The sequence below is a fragment of the Sphingopyxis yananensis genome (assembly GCF_020687785.1).
GTDB lineage: Bacteria > Pseudomonadota > Alphaproteobacteria > Sphingomonadales > Sphingomonadaceae > Sphingopyxis > Sphingopyxis yananensis.
On sequence record NZ_JAJEWI010000008.1, the window covers coordinates 21315 to 43019 of the forward strand.

17 protein-coding genes are annotated in these 21705 nt (G+C 57.3%); 7 read left to right on the plus strand and 10 right to left on the minus strand.

What is annotated here, in order from left to right:
* The first annotated feature begins 37 nt into the window (after positions 1-37).
* From LKO31_RS08230 to LKO31_RS08250, 5 genes are all read left to right on the plus strand, one after another.
* Positions 38-1144, plus strand: coding sequence for an ABC transporter permease (locus LKO31_RS08230; protein WP_227690581.1), 1107 nt, complete (start codon positions 38-40; stop codon positions 1142-1144).
* On the plus strand, positions 1144-1992 hold the full coding sequence (locus LKO31_RS08235) for an ABC transporter ATP-binding protein (RefSeq protein WP_227689814.1): 849 nt from the start codon (positions 1144-1146) through the stop codon (positions 1990-1992). The genes LKO31_RS08230 and LKO31_RS08235 overlap by 1 nt, the downstream gene beginning before the upstream one ends.
* Before the next feature lie 8 nt (positions 1993-2000).
* Entirely contained in the window at positions 2001-2942 is a 942-nt protein-coding gene (locus tag LKO31_RS08240; protein WP_227689815.1) for an MlaD family protein, read from the plus strand.
* A 16-nt stretch (positions 2943-2958) separates the two neighbouring features.
* Positions 2959-3609, plus strand: coding sequence for an ABC-type transport auxiliary lipoprotein family protein (locus LKO31_RS08245; protein WP_227689816.1), 651 nt, complete (start codon positions 2959-2961; stop codon positions 3607-3609).
* A gap of 229 nt (positions 3610-3838) precedes the next feature.
* A complete protein-coding gene (locus LKO31_RS08250; RefSeq protein ID WP_227689817.1) occupies positions 3839-4159 on the plus strand; it encodes a DMT family transporter in 321 nt (106 codons plus the stop codon).
* A gap of 14 nt (positions 4160-4173) precedes the next feature.
* Here LKO31_RS08250 and pepN read toward each other — a convergent pair whose 3' ends face one another.
* Complete coding sequence (gene pepN / locus LKO31_RS08255) at positions 4174-6774, minus strand: aminopeptidase N (RefSeq protein ID WP_227689818.1); 2601 nt, start codon at positions 6772-6774, stop codon at positions 4174-4176.
* 45 nt (positions 6775-6819) lie between these two features.
* Here pepN and LKO31_RS08260 point away from each other — a divergent pair, with 45 nt between their 5' ends.
* Positions 6820-7653, plus strand: a complete 834-nt coding sequence (locus tag LKO31_RS08260; protein WP_227689819.1) for an SDR family oxidoreductase — start codon at positions 6820-6822, stop codon at positions 7651-7653.
* On the opposite strand, the gene LKO31_RS08265 is transcribed toward LKO31_RS08260, so the two are convergent.
* The 9 genes from LKO31_RS08265 to LKO31_RS08305 form a co-directional block, all read right to left on the minus strand.
* Positions 7645-8949 carry a DUF445 domain-containing protein gene (locus LKO31_RS08265; protein WP_407699264.1) on the minus strand — a complete coding sequence of 435 codons (1305 nt, stop codon included), beginning with the start codon at positions 8947-8949 and terminating at the stop codon, positions 7645-7647. The two genes, LKO31_RS08260 and LKO31_RS08265, sit on opposite strands and share 9 nt — an antisense overlap.
* 81 nt (positions 8950-9030) lie before the next feature.
* Positions 9031-12465, minus strand: coding sequence for an efflux RND transporter permease subunit (locus LKO31_RS08270; RefSeq protein WP_227689820.1), 3435 nt, complete (start codon positions 12463-12465; stop codon positions 9031-9033).
* A 204-nt stretch (positions 12466-12669) separates the two neighbouring features.
* Entirely contained in the window at positions 12670-13818 is a 1149-nt protein-coding gene (locus tag LKO31_RS08275; protein WP_265104614.1) for an efflux RND transporter periplasmic adaptor subunit, read from the minus strand.
* Between the two features lie 337 nt (positions 13819-14155).
* A complete protein-coding gene (locus LKO31_RS08280; RefSeq protein WP_227689822.1) occupies positions 14156-14425 on the minus strand; it encodes a GlsB/YeaQ/YmgE family stress response membrane protein in 270 nt (89 codons plus the stop codon).
* Between the two features lie 678 nt (positions 14426-15103).
* The gene (gene nadA, locus LKO31_RS08285; RefSeq protein ID WP_227689823.1) at positions 15104-16096 is read right to left on the minus strand and encodes a quinolinate synthase NadA; all 993 of its coding nucleotides are present in this window, start codon (positions 16094-16096) and stop codon (positions 15104-15106) included.
* Positions 16097-16227: 131 nt separating this feature from the next.
* Positions 16228-17148, minus strand: coding sequence for an MBL fold metallo-hydrolase (locus tag LKO31_RS08290; protein ID WP_227689824.1), 921 nt, complete (start codon positions 17146-17148; stop codon positions 16228-16230).
* A gap of 210 nt (positions 17149-17358) precedes the next feature.
* Positions 17359-17691 carry a Grx4 family monothiol glutaredoxin gene (gene grxD, locus LKO31_RS08295; protein ID WP_227689825.1) on the minus strand — a complete coding sequence of 111 codons (333 nt, stop codon included), beginning with the start codon at positions 17689-17691 and terminating at the stop codon, positions 17359-17361.
* A gap of 109 nt (positions 17692-17800) precedes the next feature.
* Positions 17801-18034: a BolA/IbaG family iron-sulfur metabolism protein gene (locus LKO31_RS08300; RefSeq protein ID WP_227689826.1), complete on the minus strand. Its 234-nt coding sequence runs from the start codon at positions 18032-18034 to the stop codon at positions 17801-17803.
* Positions 18035-18046: 12 nt separating this feature from the next.
* Positions 18047-18373, minus strand: a complete 327-nt coding sequence (locus tag LKO31_RS08305; RefSeq protein ID WP_227689827.1) for a DUF1476 domain-containing protein — start codon at positions 18371-18373, stop codon at positions 18047-18049.
* 203 nt (positions 18374-18576) lie between these two features.
* Here LKO31_RS08305 and LKO31_RS08310 point away from each other — a divergent pair, with 203 nt between their 5' ends.
* Positions 18577-21705 carry a CHAT domain-containing protein gene (locus LKO31_RS08310; protein ID WP_227689828.1) on the plus strand — a complete coding sequence of 1043 codons (3129 nt, stop codon included), beginning with the start codon at positions 18577-18579 and terminating at the stop codon, positions 21703-21705.

The window sequence follows — 21705 nt, forward strand, 5'->3', positions numbered from 1 at the left end:
TGCCCGAACAGGGAAAATGCGCCAAAGTCGATCCACCATGGCGACAAGCGCGGACTTCGAAACAAAAGATGGCGCAAATGGCGCTGAAATCTTCCTTACCGGTCGCCTGACACTGGCCCGCTTGGGCGATTTGCCCGAACGCTTGGGGAAATTGGGCGATATCAGCCGTATCGACCTGTCCGGCCTTGATCGGATCGACACCGTTGGCGCTTGGTTGGTGACCCGCACCGCCCGCGCCCATGATGCCGAGGTCACGGGCGCTGGCGATGACGCCTTGCGTCTGCTGGGCGCTTTGTTGAAAATTGACGGCGACACGAAGGTTAAGGCGGACCGCCTACCCGCATGGAAACGTTTGCTGGACGAAGTGGGCACCGCCAGCCTTTCGACATGGCATGAATTTCTGGGCATCATCGGATTTTTCGGTGAGTTGCTGATTGCGCTGGTCAACCAAATCCGCTCACGCCGCCGCTTGCGCTGGAACGCCATTGTCACCCGTTTCCAAACCGTTGGGTGGGACGCCCTGCCCATCATTGGATTGATGAGCTTTTTGATCGGTGTCGTCATCGCCCAACAAGGCGCCGTGCAATTGCGGCAGTTTGGGTTGGAAATGTTCACCATTAATTTGGTGGGCCGTGCCTCCATTCGTGAATTGGGCTTGTTGATGACCGCGATCATGGTCGCGGGCCGTTCGGGTTCAGCCTTTGCCGCGCAAATCGGCACGATGAAATTGACCGAAGAAGTGGACGCCATGCGGACGATTGGCGTGTCGCCCATGGAGGCCATCGTCATTCCGCGTGTTGCAGCATCCACCATCACCATGCCATTGCTGGGCTTTTACGCCAGCATTTGCGCGATCATTGGCGGCGGTGTGTTTTGCTGGGTTGGTTTGGGAATTCCTCCGCTGACCTATGTGCAGCGCCTACGTGATATCATTCCCATGACCGATGTGTGGATCATGCTGCTAAAAGCGCCAGTATTCGGCATTTTGATCGGCGTCACGGGTTGCTACGAGGGTATGCAAGTGCGCCAAAATGCCGAACAAGTCGGCCAGCGCACAACATCGGCGGTGGTCGCAGCGATTTTTCTGGTGATTGTGTTGGATGCCATGTTCGCGGTCTTCTTCTCTAGCATTGGGTGGAATTGATGTTCAGCCAAACAGACGAAGATGCCCCTGTGCTGCATGTCGAGGATTATGAATTCGCGATCCGTATTCGCGGTCTGGTCAACCGCTTTGGCGACACGCTGGTGCATGACGGGCTGGATTTGGACGTCAAACGCGGCGAGATTCTGGGCATTGTCGGTGGGTCAGGCACCGGAAAATCGGTGATGATGCGCTCGATCATCGGCCTGCAAACCCCTGAAGCTGGCGAGATAGAGGTTTTCGGCAGCACGCTGGACACCATCAGCGATGAACGCGAAGGACGCGAACTGCGCCGCCGCTGGGGTGTGATGTTCCAAGGCGGGGCTTTATTTTCGACGCTGACCGTGGCCGAAAATATTCAGGTGCCAATACGCGAATATTATCCGCGCATGGACAATAAATTCATGGATGAAATCGCTGCCTATAAAGTGGCGATGGTTGGCCTACCTGCCGATGCGGCGCCCAAATTCCCTGCGGAATTGTCGGGCGGCATGGTCAAACGCGCGGGTCTGGCCCGTGCCTTGGCCTTGGACCCAGCCTTGCTGTTTCTGGACGAACCCACGGCGGGACTGGACCCCATTGGCGCGGCCAAATTTGATCGGCTGATCCGCGAATTGGCCGATACCATGCGGTTGACCGTCTTTTTGATCACCCATGATCTGGACAGCCTATATGCCACCTGCGACCGTGTCGCCGTGCTGGCCGAAAAAAAGGTGATTGCCATCGGCACCATCGACGAATTGCTGGCCACCGAGCATGAGTGGATACAAGATTATTTTAATGGCCCGCGCGGCCGCGCTGCGGCAAACGGCAATCAAACCGCCACGCCCCACGGCGCAAAGACAGTGTAGGAACGAGCATGGAAACGCGATCAAACAATGTCTTGGTGGGGTTATTCGTCCTGTTGTTCACGGCGGCGATTGCCATTTTCGTGGTGTGGATGGCCAATAGCAGCGGCGGCGCAAAGCGGGAATATGATGTCTTTTTCAAACAATCGGTGGATGGTTTGAACAAGGGTTCTGCCGTCCAATTTTCGGGTGTTCCCGCCGGTCAGGTCAAGGAAATCCAACTATGGCCCGATGACCCGCAATTTGTGCGTGTCCGCATCGAGGTTCAGGAGGATGTGCCGGTTTTACAAGGCACCACCGCCGCATTGGAAGGCGTGGGCTTTACGGGCGTATCGCAAATATCGCTGAACGGCGCGGTCAAGGGCGCACCGCCGATCACCGACGAAGGGCCAGCGGGCAAGCCGGTCATCCCGACCCGCACAGGCGGCCTTGGCGAGTTACTGAACACCGCGCCGCAATTGCTGCAACGCCTGTCCACCCTCACCGAGCGTTTGGCGGAACTGGCGGACGACCGGAACCAGCAAAGCATCGCGGGCATTTTGGCCAATGTCGAACGCACCACCGCCATCATGGCCCGCAACGGGCCAGCCATTGAACAAGCTTTGGCCGACACGCGTCTGGCCATTCAGCAAACGGGTATGGCCGCCGAGCAAATTGGCAAGTTGGCATCATCCACCCAAGGGACGATTGACCGGAATATCGACCCAGCCATGCGCCATTTGCGCGACACGCTACAATCGGCCAACCACTCGATGCAGACATTGGAAGGCGCGATTGCCGATGCACGCCCCGGCCTAAAAACCTTCAGCGACACCACCATTCCAGAGGCGAACGCCCTGATCCGCGATTTGCGCCGTACATCGTCCAGCCTGTCTAGCCTGACCGACAAATTGGACCAACAAGGTGCTGGCGCCGTAATCAGCGGCAGCCGCCTGCCCGATTATAAGCCATAAGGGATAATCCACCGCCATGACCCACATGACCCCCATGTCCCGTATGAACGCTGCTTTGCGCGGCTGGAAAACCCCGCTGTTGGTGGCCACGGTGGCCATCACCTTGTCAGGCTGCGTCAGCTTGGGCGGCGGAAAGTCTCCGCCTTTTTTGCTGACGCTTGACGCCGCCGTCCAGCCCAGCACCAGCGAAGCGCGCACCGCCGCACAGGGCAATACGCTGACCATCTTGGTCCCCAACGCCCCGCAAAAATTGCGAACCACGCGCATTCCGGTGCAGCAAGACCAAGGCAGCGTCGCTTATGTCGCGGACGCCCAATGGGTGGAAGCACCGCAGCGTTTGTTCCAACATCTGGTCAGCGCCACGGTCGCTGCGCGCAGCAGCCGCGTGGTGCTGGACGAAGGGCAATATCTGACCGCGCCTGGCGAACAACTGGCGGGCGAATTGCTGGAATTTGGGGTCGATGCCCGCAGCAACCAAGCGGTCATCGTCTATCAAGCCATGCTGGTGAATAACGCTGGGAAAACCGTTACCCAGCGCCGTTTCGAAGCGCGTGAGCCGGTATCTGGCAAAATAGCGGCGCGCAGCAGCGGCCTCGCCCTGCAAAATGCCGCCAATCGCATGGCGGTGGAAATCAGCGACTGGCTGACCACCACCCCCGCCAGCTAGGGTCAGTCGCGGCCTATCATCCCCTATAAGTAGACGGAGGAGCGCGCCAACTGCCCCTCCGGACAGCAAGCCTTATCACAGGGCGCTCGCGGACGGACGCCCTACCCGCATCTTGCCCTGCGCGCTTTCCTTATCTATAGGCCCCCGCCAACCATGAATATCGTCAGCCTCTTTCGGGTTTCCGGCTGACGCCCTTCCTTTCCGAGCCCGCAACAGGAAAGGACCGCCCATGGGCTGGATCATCCTTGGCATTGCTGTTTTTACCGAAATTTGTTGGGCGCTCAGCCTGAAATGGGCTGCATCGGCCGAAAGCTGGCTGGTATCCGCCGTGCCCATCACCCTCAGCTTTGTAAATATGGCGCTGCTGGCCTATGCGATGCGCGAAATTAATGCGGGCACCGCTTATGCCATTTGGACCGGCCTTGGCGCGGTGGGCGTGATTATTGGCGGCACCATCTTGTTCGGTGAAAAAATCAGCACCGTGCAAATCGGCTTTATGGCGTTGATCGTGATTGGGGTGGTGGGAACCAAGCTGTTCTCCACCACCTAAATCGAGTGATTTGATTAAGCGAGCAGGCTTTTCGATGCCTGCTCGGTGACATCACGCGACAGGCCGGGCTGCGCCAAAATGCGTTCCAGCGCGCTGCGCATCATCGCGGCACGGCCTTCGTCGAACCGCTTCCACCGGCCCAAAGGCGGGATCATGCGTGCGGCAGTTTGCGGATTTTTGCTGTCGAGCGCGATCACCAAATCGGCGATCAACTGATATCCCTTGCCGTCAGCGCGGTGGAATGCCGCCTGATTGCCCGTCAACGCACCATAAAGGGCGCGCACGCGGTTGGGGTTGGACAAGGTGAAATCGGGGTGCTGAGCCAATCGCTCCACCGCTTCGGGTGTGTCATCGCGCATCGACCAGCTTTGCACCTGAAACCATTTGTCCAGCACCAAGGCATTGTTGTGATAACGGTCGTAAAATTCCGCTAGCGCCGTTTCGCGTTCCGCGCTGTCACCATGCGCCAATACAGCCAGCGCCGCCTGACGTTCGGTCATGCCGTCCGCCTGTCGGAACATCGCCAAAGCCATTTGCGGCGCATCGACAAAACCCGCCGCCGTCAAATAGGTCAAGGCAACGCCGCGCAGGCGGCGACCGCCCTTGGCGGTGGGCGACAAATCTGATGCAGGCGGCGCGGCCTTGGTCAGCAGGGCACGGAAATCCGCCTCCAATACCCGCCCAATCGCCGATTGCAGGGCCAAACGCGCCGCGCGAATGGCGTCGGGGTCGACCACCAGCATCTGGTCGCCAATAAAGGCCTCGCTGGGCAAGGCGATGGCTTCCGCGACAAAGGCAGGGTCTGCGGCGGCCTCCGTCAGCGTTCCCGCCACGGCGTCGATCACCGCAGCCTTGTCGGTGTCGTCGCCCCCGCCAGACACCATTGCCACCAGCGCATCCAGCATCAATTGCTGAAGCGCCTCGTAACGGGCAAAGGGGTCATCGTCATGCGCGGCCAGCCACGCCAATTCACCCGCACCGCGCATAAATTGGGCGATCACCGGCGCGCTAAAGGCGCGGTTGATCGACAAAGCAGGCCTGTTGTCAAAGCGGCCAAGGGCGATGCGTTCTTCGGCCCCGTGCAGTGTAAAGACCTGATCGGCCACAACTTGATCGCTGCCATCCATTGCAAAGGCTTTCAGGCGCAGCGGCATCATCATCGGCAATTTGTCCGGCTGACCGGGCGTGGCGGGCACGCTTTGTTGCACCACCAAAGTCCATTCCGCGCCATTTTGTTCCAACGCCATATTCAGGCGCGGCGTGCCCGCCTGTTCATACCAGCGGCGAAATTGCGTCAGGTCGATCTGGCCGCCGTCTTCCATCGCGCGGACGAAATCTTCGCAGGTAGCCGCTTCGCCATCATGGCGGTCGAAATATAGGTCCGTGCCCGCACGAAACCGCTCTGCGCCCAGCAAGGTCGCCATCATACGGATAATCTCCGCGCCCTTATTATAAATGGTCGCGGTATAGAAATTGCTGATTTCCTGAAAACTTTCAGGCCGAATGGGATGCGCCAATGGCCCCGCATCTTCGGGGAATTGGGCGGCGCGCAAAATGCGCACATCCTCAATCCGCTTGACCGCTTCCGACCCCATATCTGCGCTGAAACATTGGTCGCGGTATACGGTAAAGCCTTCTTTCAAGCTCAGTTGGAACCAATCGCGGCAGGTGACGCGATTGCCCGACCAATTGTGGAAATATTCATGGGCGACCACTCCTTCCACCCCATCATAATCGGCGTCGGTCGCGGTGTCCGCATCCGCCAAAATATAGCGGGTGTTAAAGATATTCAGGCCCTTATTCTCCATCGCGCCCATGTTGAAATCGCTGACGGCGACGATGTTGAACAGGTCCAGATCATATTCGCGGCCATAGACGCGCTCATCCCAATCCATGCTGTTCTTCAGCGCCTGCATGGCATGAAGCGTGCGCCCTTCATCGCCCGCCCGCACCCATATGTTCAGCGCAACTTTGCGGCCCGACATGGTGATAAATTCATCGCTGGTCGCCACCAGATCGCCCGCCACCAGCGCGAATAAGTAGCTGGGCTTGGGCCATGGGTCTTCCCACACCGCCCAATGACGGCCATCCGCGCCATCGCCGCTGTCGATGCAATTGCCGTTGGACAGCAAGATGGGGAATTGCGCCTTGTCCCCCTCCATCCGCACCACATAGCGGCTCAGCACATCTGGGCGGTCGGGATGAAAGCTGATGCGGCGAAACCCTTCGGCCTCGCATTGGGTGCATAACATGCCGCCCGATGCATATAGGCCCATCAACTGGCTGTTGGCCGATGGGTCAATGATCGTATCCACCGCCACAATGGCCGTTTCCCGTTCCCCCAATTCTATCCGCAAATCGGGACCAACCATGGCCCAATCATTCCAATCTTGACCATCGACGCGCACGCCAGCGACGCTCAACCCATCGCCGCGCAGCAACAATGGCGCGGGGGCAGCGGCTTGCCGCGTGATATGCATTTGCGACGTGATTTTGCTGCACTGAACATCCAATTGGAAATCCATATGAATTTCAGGGATCGCCCATTCATAGGGGCGATAATCACCGCGATGGATGGTCACGGGCAGCGGGGGAGTGGAGGATGCGTCTGTCATCACAACAAACTAGGCATTGCGCGCACAAGGCGCAATAAGAGCCGCATGAGTCAGATGCTAATTTTTGGAATGGGCTATAGCGCCCAACATATCGCCAACCGCCTGCGCGCGCGGGGCTGGGACGTGGTGGGAACCAGCCGCTCCCCCAGCGAAAACCAGATAGATTTTCACGACCACACCGCCGTGCTGCGCGCCATGGCGGACAGCAGCCATATTTTGTCCACCGTCCCGCCGGAAAGCGGTGCAAACAAAGATGGTGATAGCGATAGCGGGGGCGACCCCGTTCTGGCGCTTTATGGTGAGGCGCTGTCCCTGACCCCTGCCCGTTGGATTGGCTATTTATCCTCCACCGGCGTTTACGGCGATGTGAACGGCGCATGGGTCGATGAAAGCGCGCCGATCAAGGGCCGCCGCCCTGCCCGCAACGCGGCCGATCAGGCATGGCAGGACTTGCGTTCTGATGTCCGCGTCTTTCGCTTGCCCGGCATCTATGGCCCGCAGCGCAGCATGTTGGACCGTATCCGCCAAGGCCGTGCCCACCGCATTGATATGTCCCATCAAATTTTCAGCCGTATTCATGTCGATGATCTGGCGAGCGGGGTTATCGCATCCTTTCGCGGCCCAGCGGGCGTGTATAATCTGGCCGACGATCATCCTTGCCCGCAAAATCATTTGGTCGAATATGGCGCGGCGCTGTTGGGCGTGGACGTGCCAGTGCTGCAAAATCTGGAACAAGCCAATTTATCGCCCGCGGCCTTGGCCTTTTATGCCGAAAACCGCCGCGTCGCCAATGGCCGCGCCAAACGCCTGCTGGGCTGGCAGCCACGCTATGCCGATTATCGCAGCGGGCTAACTGCCTGCCAACAGGGGTTAAAATAGCATATCCACGCTGTGGATAACCAATCCGCACAGGCCGCCGACCAAAGTGCCGTTAATCCGAATATATTGCAGATCATTGCCGACCGCTTGTTCCAGCCGGTCGGTAATGGTTTTGGTATCCCAGCTTCGCACCGTGTCCGACACCAGATGCACGGCCTTTTCGCCATAGCTTTCCACCACGCCAATCATCGCGCGGCGGAAATAGCGGTTCAAGGTGCGGCGCAAGGCGGGGTCATTGCCCAACATCGCGCCAAATTGCCCCGTCAATTCGCCAATGCGCCCCGCCAGCAACGTATCGGGGTCGCGCGCCGCGCGCAGCAACGCCGCCCGCCCTTGCTCCCACAGACCGTCCAGCCAATTTTTAACGGCGGCATTGTCCAGCATTTCGTCGCGGATGCGCGCCACCCGCGCCTGAACCTTGGGGTCATGCTGCAAATCTTGCGCCAGCTTGGCCAAGGATTCCTCGGTTCGGATACGCAGCGGATGATCGGGTTCGGCCGCCATGTCGGTCAATAATTTGCTAAGCCCTGCGACAATGCGTTTGGCGATGCTTTCATCCAGCCCCGTCAGGCGCACCAAGGCGTTGCTATTGTCATGCACCATTTGGTGAATCAAATGGGCGTTGCTGTCCAGCGCCCCGCTGCCCCAACGGACCGCATTGTCCAACAACGGCTGATGCCGCCCCTCTGCCAAAGCGGCTTGCAGCGCTTGCCCCAACAAGGGCGCAATATTCATCGCCCTTAGGCGGTCCGCCAGCGCCGATTTCACCATGCCGCCCAGCCGTTGATGGTCGAGCGCCCCCAGCGCATCGGCAAAAATCCGTGACGCCCCTGCCTTTAAACGCTCGCCGCCTTGGGCGGGCGATGACAAAAAGAGCCCGACCGCCCCTGCCACATCAACATCGCGCATTTTGCGGGCAATCAAGCGCGGCAGTAAAAAGTTGGTCAGCAAAAATTGCGCCAGCGTGTCACCAATCCGATCCTTGTTGCGTGGGATAATCGCGGTATGCGGTATCGGTAGGCGCATCGGGTGACGGAACAGGGCGGTCACCGCAAACCAATCCGCCAAGCCGCCGACCATCGCCGCTTCGGCAAAGGCGCGGATATAACCCACCATCGGGTGCGCATCTTGGAAAAATTTTGCCCCGATAAAAATGAACGCCATGACAATCAACAGGCCCGTCGCAACCAAGCGAATATCGCGCCCGCCAGTGGGGATGGCAAGGCCCCGAACAGGCGACAGTTCCGGCAACGGTGGGGCAGCCCTTGCGCCATCGGGTGCGGCGCGGTGGTTCATAGACGTCATAAGGTCAAAATGGCGCGTCCGCCCATTGGTTGCAAGCAGGGAGCATCTTTATGCCCCCTGCTATGGTGGGGTTTATCCCGCCGACACATGGCCGCTGCTGGGGCCATGCGGGCCAATGTTGGGGTTGGGTTGGTCGTCCCCTTCGCGATAGGTCAGCAGACGGCTGCCCAAATAGCGGCCCAAGCGGCGTTCCAGACTGTCGGCAATGCTGAAACCAGCTGGCACAATCACCAATGTCAACAGCGTCGATACAATCAGTCCGCCAATCACCACAATGCCCATTGGCGCACGCCACGCCCCGTCACCCGACAGCGACAAAGCGGTAGGCACCATGCCCGCGACCATGGCGACGGTGGTCATGACAATCGGCTGCGCCCGCTTGCGGCCCGCGTCCAGCAGCGCCTCTGTTTTGGGTACACCGCGTTCCATTTCTTCCAGCGCAAAATCGACCAGCAAAATGGAGTTTTTGGCCACAATCCCCAGCAGCATCAGCAAGCCGATGTAGACGGGCATAGAAATGGGCTGACCCGTCAACCACAGCGCCAGCAACCCACCAAAAGGCGCAAGCAACAAGGACGTCATATTGACCAATGGTGACAGGAAACGACGATAGAGCAAAACCAAGGTCGCAAAGACCATCATCAGGCCCGACACCACGGCAATGGCGAAATTGCTGATCAATTCCAGTTGGAATTTCTGGTCGCCCTGTACGATCTTGCGGATGCCGTCTGGCATTTTGGCAATGGACGGCAGCGCATCGATTTTCGCCTGTGCCACGCCCGCCTTGACGCCCGGTGCCAAATCAGCGCCCACCACCACGCGGCGGGTCTGATTATAACGGCGAATTTGCGTCGGCCCGACGCCAAAGCTGATTTCTGCCACGGACTTTAGCGGAACAGTGGTGCCGCGCGATGTCGGAACGGGCAGATTTTCGATGGTTGCCAAGCTGCGACGGCTGTCCTCTGCCAGCAAAACCCGAATGGGGATCTGACGATCGGACAGGGAGAATTTGGCAGCATTTTGATCAATATCACCCAAGGTGGCGATACGGATCGTCTGACTAAGTGCCGCTGTCGTCACGCCCAAATCGGCGGCCAAATCCATCCTTGGCTTGACCAAAATTTCTGGACGTGGGGTGTCCCCCTCAATACGCGGCGCACGAATTTCTTTCAATTCTGACATTTCTGCCACAATTTTCTGGGCATAAAGTTCCAGCTCTGCTGGATCATCACCACCAATCGCCAAAGTAATATCACGGCTAGAGAAGCCATGACTTTGGCTGCGGAAGGAAATGCGTGCATCGGGTATTTCCGTCAGCTTGGAGAGCATCTGCTGCTCCCACTCCACGCTTTTCATTTTGCGATCACGCTTCAAAGTCACATAACCGCTGCCCGACCCAATGTTGATATCCAGCATCACGCTTTCAACGTCAGGGCTGGTTTTCAACGCCGCGTCAATGGCTTCTGCAATGCCTTCGCTTTGCGCCAATGTGGTTCCGGGCGGCAATTCCCACACCACTTCGCTGTTGTTGCTGTTCATCGTGGGCTGGAACTGTTGTGGTACCTGTGTGAAAATTACCAAGGTCAACAGCAACGCCACAACACCCGCACCCAGCACCCACACACGATGATCAAATAATCGTGCCCAGAAACGCTGGGCCATAAAATAGGCCCATTGTGCAAAACCATTGTTTTTCACGCCCAGCTTATAGGCCAAACTGCCCAACACGATCATCAACAGCATTGCTATCAACGACGCCATGATCAGCGACAGCGGCCCAATCACCAGATAAAAGACCGCTGCACTCGGCGGCGCGATACCGGGTCCAACAGGCGCGACAAATTTGGAAAATTGCCACGCCAAGGCCGCCACGCCCACCAACAATGGGACAATCCAAAATGTCGGACGAAATGCTGCGGGCACAGCATGGGCACGGCGGCGGCGATGGCCGTTGCTGTTCAATGTCCATGCCAGCACCCGTTCATAACGGTCAATCGCCGGCCCTTCGCCATGCTTATCCTCGCCTTGTGCCGCCAGAAAATAGGCCGCAATCATCGGCGTAATCATACGGGCCACAGCCAGACTGATCAGCACCGCAAAGACAATGGTCATCCCAAATTGAATGAAAAATTGGCCGGAAATCCCCGGCATCAAGGCGACGGGCAAAAACACCGCAACAATGGACATGGTCGTCGCCACAACCGCCAAACCGATTTCGTCAGCCGCGTCAATGGACGCTTGAAAGGCTGATTTGCCCATCCGCATGTGGCGGACGATATTCTCGATTTCCACAATCGCGTCATCGACCAACACCCCCGCCACCAATGACAAAGCAAGCAGCGACAGCGAATTGAGCGAAAAGCCCATTAAGTCCATGAAGAAGAAAGTCGGAATGGCCGACAGCGGAATAGCCAAGGCTGAAATCGCCGTAGCCCGCCAGTCGCGCAGGAACAAAAACACCACGACCACGGCCAAAATGGCCCCTTCGACCATCATCAGCATCGCGCTGTCATATTGTTCTTTGATATATTCGGTCATGGTGAACAGCGTGCCGAATTTCACCTTGGGGTTATTCGCCGCCAATTGTTCCAATTTCAACACGGCTTCGTCATGAACCGCCACATCTGATGCGCCTTTGGCTTTGGTAATCGCAAAGGCCAGCACTTGCCGCTGGTTCATCTTGGCCATGGCACGCTGTTCCGCATAAGCGTCGCTAACGTCCGCAATATCGCCAAGGCGAATGGTACGTCCTTGACCCAAAGAAATGCGCGTTTCGGCCAATTCCACGGCGCTGCCGGCATTGCCCAACACACGCACAGCCTGTTCCGACCCTGCAATCTCGGTTCGTCCACCAGCAGCATTGAGGTTAATTTGCTGTAATTGTTGGTTCACCTGACTGGCCGTCAGGCCATAGCTTTGCATCCGTGCGGGGTCCATTTGCACCCGAATTTCGCGCGACACACCACCCGAGCGGGTCACGCTAGCCATGCCATTCACCGACAATAATTCTTTGGCCACCGTATTGTCGACGAACCAACTCAGTTGCTCCAGCGTCATATCTGACGCTTCAACCGAAAAATAGCTGATCGGCCCACCCACCGCATCCACACGGTACACACGCGGTTCCAAAATTCCGTCTGGCAAATCACCCCGAATTTGGGACACGGCCTGATTCACATCATTATAGGCCCGATCAATGGGCATACCGATGGCGAATTGCACCATCGTCCGGCTGCTGCCCTCGCTGACAATGGAACTAATCTCATCAACGCCATTCACAGCGCGCACCGCCGCTTCGATACGCTGGCTGATTTGGTTTTCCAACTCGCTGGGTGCAGCGCCGGGCTGGGCGACCTCCACAATCACCATGGGAAATTCGACATCGGGCATGTCGTTAATGTCCATGCGGTTGAAACTGACGATCCCCGCCAGCATCAACAGCAAAAACACAACGATGGGCGGCACCGGATTGCGGATGCTCCATGCGGAAATATTGCGAAGGTCCATCTTACTCGCCCTTATGCCATCCCATCAAAACCCGATTGGGACGTTCATTCTTTTGATTATTCAGCAAAAATGAACGTCAAACGCTTGTCAGGCCATATTTTCATCTTGTGAATTTATTCGGACTAAGGGGCCACGGCCAATCTTATTATCACCGCAATTCGGCCCCTCATCTTTGCCATAGGCAAGGTCAATCGAGTATCACGATCAAGGTGTGACCTTCTGAACAACCGGTTTGACCGTATCGCCAATATTCAAGAAGGAACCCGCCAAAATCACCACCTTCTCGCCCCCCGTCAGGCCGCCAGCAATGGCAACCCCTTGGTCCGTGACGGTGCCAACGGTAACATTCCGGCGACGCACTATATTTTTGTCGTCAACAATCAAAACATAGCTGCCGTCGGGGCTGCTTTGCACCGCGCTTTCGGGCAACATCGGGGCTTCACCCGCCCCGACAATCAGACGCGCGTCCGCAAAGCCACCGGGGCGCAATAACATATGATAGGGAACCGATATCCGAACAGTCCCCTGCCGCGTTTGCGGGTCGACAACAGGCGATATTTGCCAAACTTGGCCGGTGATCGTCAAATCCGTACCCACTGGCGTGACCGTGGCGCGCGTCCCGACAGACACACGCTGCAAATCCGCCTCGGACAAGCGGGCCAGCATCTCCATTTCGCCGTCGCGGGCCATGCGGAACAAAGTTCCACTGCCAGCACCGACAATCTGACCCGGCTCCACGTCACGTGTCAGCACCAGCCCACCCGCCGGAGCAACGATATTCAAGCGCGCGTTACGGGCCAAAGACTCGCGATATTGCGCCTGCGCGACACGCACACGGGCCTGTGCCGCATCACGGGTCGCCCGTTTGCGGTCCAAATCCGCCTTCGAAATAAATCCGCGTGAAACCAATGCCTCCGCCCGCGCCAGTTCCGCTTGTGCCAGTTCGGCATCCGCTTGCGCCACCCGAATAGAGGCTGACAAAGCCTCGGCTTGCTGGGACTGCACGTCGCGGTCAATCACCGCTAAAACCTGCCCTTGCTTCACCCACTGGCCGGGTTCGACCAGCACCCGCTGGACTTGGCCGCCCTCGCCCACCACGCCGACTGGCATTTCACGGCGTGCAGCGACCGATCCTGTGGCGGATAAGATAGTCTCAACAGAGCGGTTGCTCGCAACCAGCACGGTCACGCGGGGGGCATTTCGGCCCTTGGTCGCTGCATCGCCTTCATTGCCGCTGCGCATCACAGAAAAGGCCGCATAAGCGCCCGCCAAAATGACCACCGCCAAAATCAAGGACAGGATCAAAAACACCCTTTTGCGCCGACTTGCATCGCCATCCGTGGCCGAAACCATGGTCCGGTCGTCCACGTCTAACGCAATTTCATGCCCCCGATTGTCCACGCACAAATCCTTTAAGCCATGATTTATCGACTAAGTTTCAGCAAGATGATCGCCAAAGTCGCCGTAAAAATCTTGGATACCATTTTCACAAGGTGTGTTATCCGCTTACATCACCACTGACAAGTGCTGAATCGGTCAGCCATTCGTTTCGAAATTCGGTTCAAATTCATAACAAGACCGACATAAAAAAGGCGCCACCCCCAAGGATGGCGCCTGTCTCTTGTCCATAAGTCTGTCGCAGCCATGTGCATTTCACAATGGTTGCGGCCAGATCTGTGGGCTAAATTGCTTAACGCACACTGCCGCGACGGAACAGATTGACGATCGCCAACAGAACAATGGCACCAATAAATGCGGTCAATAAAGTCATGGGATCAAATGCGTTTCCGCGCAAATGCCCACCACCCAAAAAGGCACCAAATAAGAAGCGGCCCAAGATAGAGCCCACGCAACCCACGATGATATTCAGGAAAATGCCTTGCTGTGCGTCTGTGCGCATCACAATGCTGGCCAGCCAACCGATAACGCCACCCACGATCAGTGCAATAATGAAGTCCATAACCCGAACCCCTTTAATATGCTCCCTTCCCCAATGGAATATTTCGGAGCGTGTGACTATTTTACATCTTCATATGACAAAGATCATATCAAAATGCTGCGAACATCAATCAAATTTTCCGCACATCCACTCAACACAGTAGGAACAGCGTCACGCTTTTTCAAATAGTCATGATGTCAAAAAGAGACCACAAGACTGATGAAGTGTCATCACCCTGTTTGATAAGCTGTATTGAAAGAAATGCGGCTTTGTGAACAGGCCGAAAGACCTGACGGATCTACCTATGCCGGACATTGTGATGATCGTGTGCAACACTCTCTCTCCACATATTGAAGCAAGGCCGGAACCCTATACTCCAAATCAGTCCACGCGCCTTATCGCGTCATGGCATCGGTTGACCGATGAACTATCAATGATTGTGGATTAGAAAGGTTCCCGACCGCACGAAGGGGCGGCGGTCGGGAGAGTAAGACGATATCCATTCAGATACCGCCTCAGGTCGCACCTCTTCTCTAGATCAACCGGCCGGCCCCAACAGTGACGCGGGTCACATCCGGTAAAAAAGAGCATAAAAAAGGCCGTCTGAAAATCAGCGGCCTTTTTTATATCTTTCATGCAGGCTCATTAAGCGCGAAACGGCCATCATTACAGCCGATCAGCAAAGCCCCCATCGCCCGATCAGGCTGGGCGACCCAAATCGCCCTTGCCGACCGTCCCGCTGGCCATTTCGAGCATCCGGTCCAGACTACGCTTGGCCCCAAGGCGCAATTCTTCGTCCATTTCGATACGCGGGGTCAGGTCACGCAGCGCCAGATAGAGTTTTTCCATCGTGTTCAGCGCCATATAGGGACAAATATTGCAGCTACAATTTCCGTCCGCACCGGGCGCGCCGATGAAGTTCTTGTCAGGCATCGCCAATTGCATTTGGTGAATGATGTGCGGCTCGGTTGCCACAATCAGCGTGTCACCATCAAAGCTTTTGGCGAATTGCAAAATACCGCTGGTCGAGCCGACATAGTCGCTATGGTCGACAATATGCGGCGGGCATTCGGGGTGCGCCGCCACCGGAGCATCGGGATATTGCGCCTTCAGCTTCAGCAATTCGGTTTCGCTAAACGCTTCGTGGACAATGCACACGCCCGGCCACAACAGCATGTCGCGGCCAAATTTGCGATTCATATAGCCGCCCAAATGGCGGTCTGGTCCGAAAATAATTTTTTGTTCCGGCGGAATTTGGCTGATGATGGTTTCCGCGCTGGACGACGTAACGATGATATCGCTGAGCGCCTTCACCTCGGTCGAGCAGTTGATATAGGTCAGCGCGATATGGTCGGGATGGGCTTCGCGGAAACGCTTAAATTGTTCCGGCGGACAGCTATCTTCAAGGCTGCATCCAGCGTCCATGTCGGGCAGCACGACGATTTTCTCGGGCGACAAGATTTTGGCCGTCTCGGCCATAAATTTCACGCCGCAAAAGGCGATGACATCGGCATCGGTTTCAGCGGCTTTGCGGGACAATTCCAGACTGTCGCCCACAAAGTCGGCCAAGTCCTGAATTTCAGGCTTTTGATAATAATGGGCAAGGATCACGGCATTGCGCTCTTTGCGCAGACGATCAATTTCTGCGCGCAGATCAAGCCCCGAAAGATTTTCACGAATGGGTGCAGTCATGGCTTTTCCTCTTACGGCTCCTTATGCGGGCCTTGAACCTGTACAACCCCCTACACAGGCAAAGTTCATTGGGCAATCATCCTAACCCCTTGATGCCGGTCACTCGGCCCAGATATGGTCCAAGGGGGTCATCAGGACGCAAGGCTCCACCGGTCATCCTGACAGCGGACCAGCGCCCGATTTTCCAAATCCAGCAAATGCGCCAACACGGATCGTCCGGCCGCGCCCGTCAAACGCGGGTCCAATCCTTTGTACATTTGCGCCACCATGGCGGGAATGTCTCGCTCGCCCTTTTCCAATGCCCGCAAAATCTGCCGTTCCCGCTGTTTGCGATGGCCCAACATCCCCCGCACCAACTGGCGCGGCTTCAGCACCGCTGGACCATGGGCCGGATAATAAATACGGTCTTCACGTTCATATAGCAAAGACAGGCTGGCCATATAATCGGCCATATTTCCGTCGGGCGGGCTGACCACGCTGGTCGACCATGCCATGACATGATCGCCCGTGAACAAGGCGCCGCTTTCCAGCAATGCAAAACATAAATGATTGCTGGTATGCCCCGGCGTCGCCACCGCTTCCAATGTCCAGCCATCACCATGGACTTGCTCGCCATCGGCCAACACTTGGTCGGGTGCATAATCAGTATCAAAGGCGCTGTCTGCGCGCGGCCCGTCATCTGCGATTACAAGGGGCGCACAGCCAATGATCGGCGCACCCGTTGCGGCCTTTAACGGAATCGCCGCGGGGCTATGGTCGCGGTGGGTGTGGGTGCATAAAATGGCGCGAACCCGCTGGCCTTCGGTGGCCCGCAAAATGGCTTCGACATGGCCTGCCCCGCGAATATCCGCAGGGTCGCTAATGCTCAGGCCGCTGCCCGTCGGGCCGGGGTCGATCACCGCCACATCCGTCCCATTACCGACAATCCATGTCTGGGTTCCGGTAAAGGTATAGGGGGACGGGTTGGGCGCCAATACGCGGCGCACCAAGGGTTCATGCTGCTCTACATCGCCCGCGCGGATGCTGTCAGGCCAAGGCTTGTCTTCGCTCATGCCCCCAATGTGGCACCCCGCACCCCCAAGGGAAAGAGGTGATGCCACAGGAATTTTTTAAAATGCCTCTTTTCATAGCGGTGACAGGCCATATCAACGCGCCTCCCGCCTATGAAAAAGGGGCTGAAAAGCCTTTGGCCCAGCCCCTTCATCTTGCCCCGTCAGATCAGCCGCCCATCATGGCATGGCCCATCCGTTTTGCGGCATATCTTATTCCGCGCGCGCGGGCAGATCGGCCACCAATTCGTGCAATTCGCCAGCTTCCCACATTTCCATCATAATGTCGCTGCCGCCGATAAATTCACCCTTAACATATAGTTGGGGAATGGTCGGCCAGTCGGAATATTCCTTAATGCCTTGGCGAATTTCCATGTCTTGCAACACATCGACCGAGCCATATTCCACGCCCAGACGGTCCAGCATCGCAATAGCGCGCGAGGAAAAGCCGCACTGCGGAAACAAAGGCGTGCCCTTCATAAACAAAAGCACAGGATTTTCGGCGACCAGCTTTGCAATGCGGTCATGGACGATAGGATCACTCATTATTTTCTCCTTCGGACGTCATATCGTCCGAAAATTGGGGCGTTCGGCAATTGGGATGCCCCAAAACTGGGCCAAAAATCGGGAACGCCGTAAATATGGTCATGGCTTCTTATGAAGGGATGCCAGTGGTTAATTGCAAGGCGTGCAGTTCATTTCCCATACGCCCGCCCAGCGCGGCATAAACCGCCTTATGCTGCGCAATACGGGTCATTCCTCGGAAGGATTCACTAACAACATGCGCGGCATAATGATCACCATCACCAGCCAAATCGGTGATTGTCACGGTCGCATCGGGAAAGGATGCGGTGATCATCGCCTTCAGCTCGGCTTCCTGCATTGCCATGAAAAGCGTTCCTTAATTTTGGACTTCGATAAACTGGCGGCGCGCCTCGACAGCCTTTTCGACCAAGGCGCTGCGAATTTCCGCGTCACTGATATCCACCTTGGCAGCGGTCAAATCGCCCGCCAATTTGCGGATCACATCTTCGTCGCCCGCTTCTTCAAAGTCAGCTTGTACAACAGCCTTGGCATAAGCGTCGGTTTCTTCGGGGGTCAGGCCCATCCGCACAGCGGCCCATTCACCAATCAAGCGGTTGCGGCGCGCCGTGATACGGAATTGCAATTCCTGATCCCGTGCGAATTGATTTTCAAACGCCTGTTCGCGATCTTTGAAGCTCGTCATATGATCCTCGTCGGAAAGAAGAAATTTTTATTCAAATAGGTCGCCAAGCAAGCGGGCGCAAGCCGCCTGTGGCCTAGATCACTTCCCTTTGCTCTTCTAGCAGGTTAAATAAAGGGGTCCGGGGGGGTGTTCGCCCACAGATTCAGTATGATTGTGCGTCTTTGACACAAGAACTGGGCCATGGACGACGAAGGGGATCTAACATGGCACATCTACGAACCATTTCTATGCCTGCATGGAGCGCCCTTGCAGCCTTAAGCTTGGGCGCGCTGTCCGCGCCCGCGTCGGCCCAGATGGGCGATCCCAATATTCAGGACAGTTTTTCTATCGGCGACAAGGGCGGTGCGCTGTGTCAGGTGCAAGCCACGGTTCATGACCCGATCTTGGCCGGCCTTTATGAACGGTCCTGGATGGTGCTGTGCCGCGATGCCAGCCAACCCGTCGGCTATATCCGCAAATTGTCGGGCAGCCCCACCGACATTGCCCCCCGTATCGAGCAAGGCCGCCCTGTCAAACTGACCTGCACGGCGCCCAATAATTGCGTGCTCAGCGACAGCACCGTTATGTGGACGCAGCAAAATGTGCCCGATGGCGCCTACACCTTCCATGCCGAAGGGTTTGAGGCTTATGCCGACGCCTTGAAACTGGCTTTGGCGTCCCTGAAACAACGGCGCATTGCATCCGGCACAATCAAGGTCGCGACAACCTCGGTCGGGGCCAATGACGGTTTTGCGCGCACCGTAGCGGGGGCCATTGATTTGGACAAAGCCTTGGCCGAAGGATATCGCCGCAACCATGCGGGCGATTATGCCGAAGCCGCAGAATTTTTCGAAGCCTTGTCACGGCGCAGCAACAGCGGAGAAAATACGGCTGGTCTGGACAGCAGCGAATTCACGCTGAACCGCGCTTTGCAAAAAACCAATTTGGGCGAATTTGCCGAGGCGGAACGCTTGTTCGCCGAGGTCGACGCCATTCCTACGGCGGACATGGTTCAGCAAAGGCTCCGCCGTAATTTTCGGGCGATGCACGCGCTGAACCAGCATAAGCTGGACGAAGCCGACGCCATTTTACGTCAACCCATGGCGCAAATCATCCTACCAGTGGAAGTCAGCGGACGGAGCATCACCCTGACCCCCGCTATGGCCGCCAATTTGAACAGCGAAACCAGCCAAGCGGGCCTGACATCCGAAGCGGACACCCAAAAGCTGACCCCTGTCGAACGCGCCCGCATCATTGATGCGCAAGCGGCGCAATTACAGGGCACCGTCCTACGCCTGCGCGGCGATGCGGCGGGCGCGCGCGACGCCCAATTGCGGGCGCTGGCGGGCGCACAATCTGTCCGCAATGGGCGCGTTACCGCCACCGTGCGTTTGCGCTCGCAAATGCTGGGCGAATTGGCGCTGGCCGAAGAAGCCTTGGGCAACATATCCACCGCCGATGCGCGTTTGGCCGATGCCGTGCGCGAATTGACCGCAGAATATCCCGAAACCAGCGCCTTGGCATCCGCCAAGGCCCGCTATGCGGCCTTTTTGACCCGCCAAGGTCAAGATGACAAATCGCTGGCTTTATATCGCGATGTGGTATCGATGTTGGCACAAAGCCAGCGTTCGGCCAGCGGCATGGCCAATATCATGGCCCCTTATTACAGCATTTTGGCCAATCGCGCCGACACCGACCCTAGCGCCATTGCCGAATTTTTCGTGGCCAGCCAGTTACAGGTCCGCCCCGGTGTGGCCGATACACAGGCCGTGTTGGCCCGCGAACTCTCCGCCGGAAATGGCGAAAGCTCGCGTCTATTCCGCCAGGCCACCACTTTGACGCGCGATATGGAACGCAGCCGCATCGAGGATGCGCGTCTGGCGCAATTGCCTGTGACCAGCGAAACCACCACCTTGCGCGCCAGCCTGCGCAGCCAAATCGATAATTTATCGTTTCAACAAGCGGAAACGCTGGCGCTATTATCTGAATATCCGCAATTCCGCGTCGTCGCGTCGGGCAGCCTTGGCCTTAGCGACCTACAAAAGGTTTTGCGCAGCGACGAAGCCTATTTAAAAATGCTGGTCGTTGGTGACGCGGTATATGCCATGTTGATTGGCCCCAACGACGCCAAATTGTGGAAATCCGCATTAAGCGCCCGCGAATTGGACCGCGATGTCGATTTGCTGCGCGATTCCATCTCGGCCATCGAAAATGGCAGCCGTGTTACCTATCCCTATAATGCGGCGTTGGCGCGTGACCTATATGGCCGTTTGATGGGGCCAATGGCCGCCCGCGTGCCCCAAGTTCCGCACCTGATCTTTGAACCTGATGGCGGCATGCTGCGCTTGCCAGTAAATTTGCTGATCACGTCCGATACCGGCTTGGCCGATTATGAAAACCGCCTGCTGGACCCCAATGCCGACCCCTTTGATATGCGCGGCATTGCTTGGCTGGGCCGTTCTACGCGTCCCAGCACGGCGGTTTCGGCCCTATCGTTCCGCAACGCCCGCCGCGCGGCACCGTCGCGGGCGACGCGGCAATATTTGGGACTGGGGCAAAATGCACCCGTGATCGGTGAACTGCCATCCACTGGCACACGCGGCGGATATAGCGGCAGCATGGACGCCCAATGCCATTGGGATGTGACGCAATGGTCGCGGCCTATCTCAGCCGATGAACTGGTTCAAGCCAGCAGCGCGGTTGGCCAAAGCAACAGCATGTTGTTAACTGGCGCAGCCTTTACCGACAGCGCCGTGCGGCAACGCAGCGACTTGAACGATTATCGCATCATTCATTTCGCCACCCACGGTTTGGTCACGGCGCCCATTCCGTCCTGTCCGGCACGCCCTGCCCTTGTCACCAGCTTTGGCGACGAGGAATCGGACGGATTGCTGACCTTCCAAGAAATTTTCGACCTGAAAATTGACGCCGATCTGGTGATCTTGTCAGCCTGTGACACGGCCTCCGAAGCGTCGGTCTTTGCCACCCGCGAAGCGGGTGTGACCGGCGGCGGCGGCAATGCGCTGGATGGACTGGTGCGCAGCTTCATTGGTGCAGGGGGCCGCTCGGTCATCGCCAGCCATTGGCCTGCCCCCGATGATTATGACGCCACAAAGCGCCTGATCGGCGGTTTGTTCGCCGCCAAAAATGGCGAGAGTGTGGCCGATGCCTTATGGGCCACACAGGTCAATTTGATGGATGATGTTCGCACCTCTCACCCTTATTATTGGGCGGGTTTTGCGATCATCGGTGACGGGGCACAGGCGTTGCTACGCGACGTTAGTGCTGCTCCAGCCGCACCGACAAAGGTCACGCAGGTGCCCAGTGATGATGCGTTGACATTGGGGCATTAA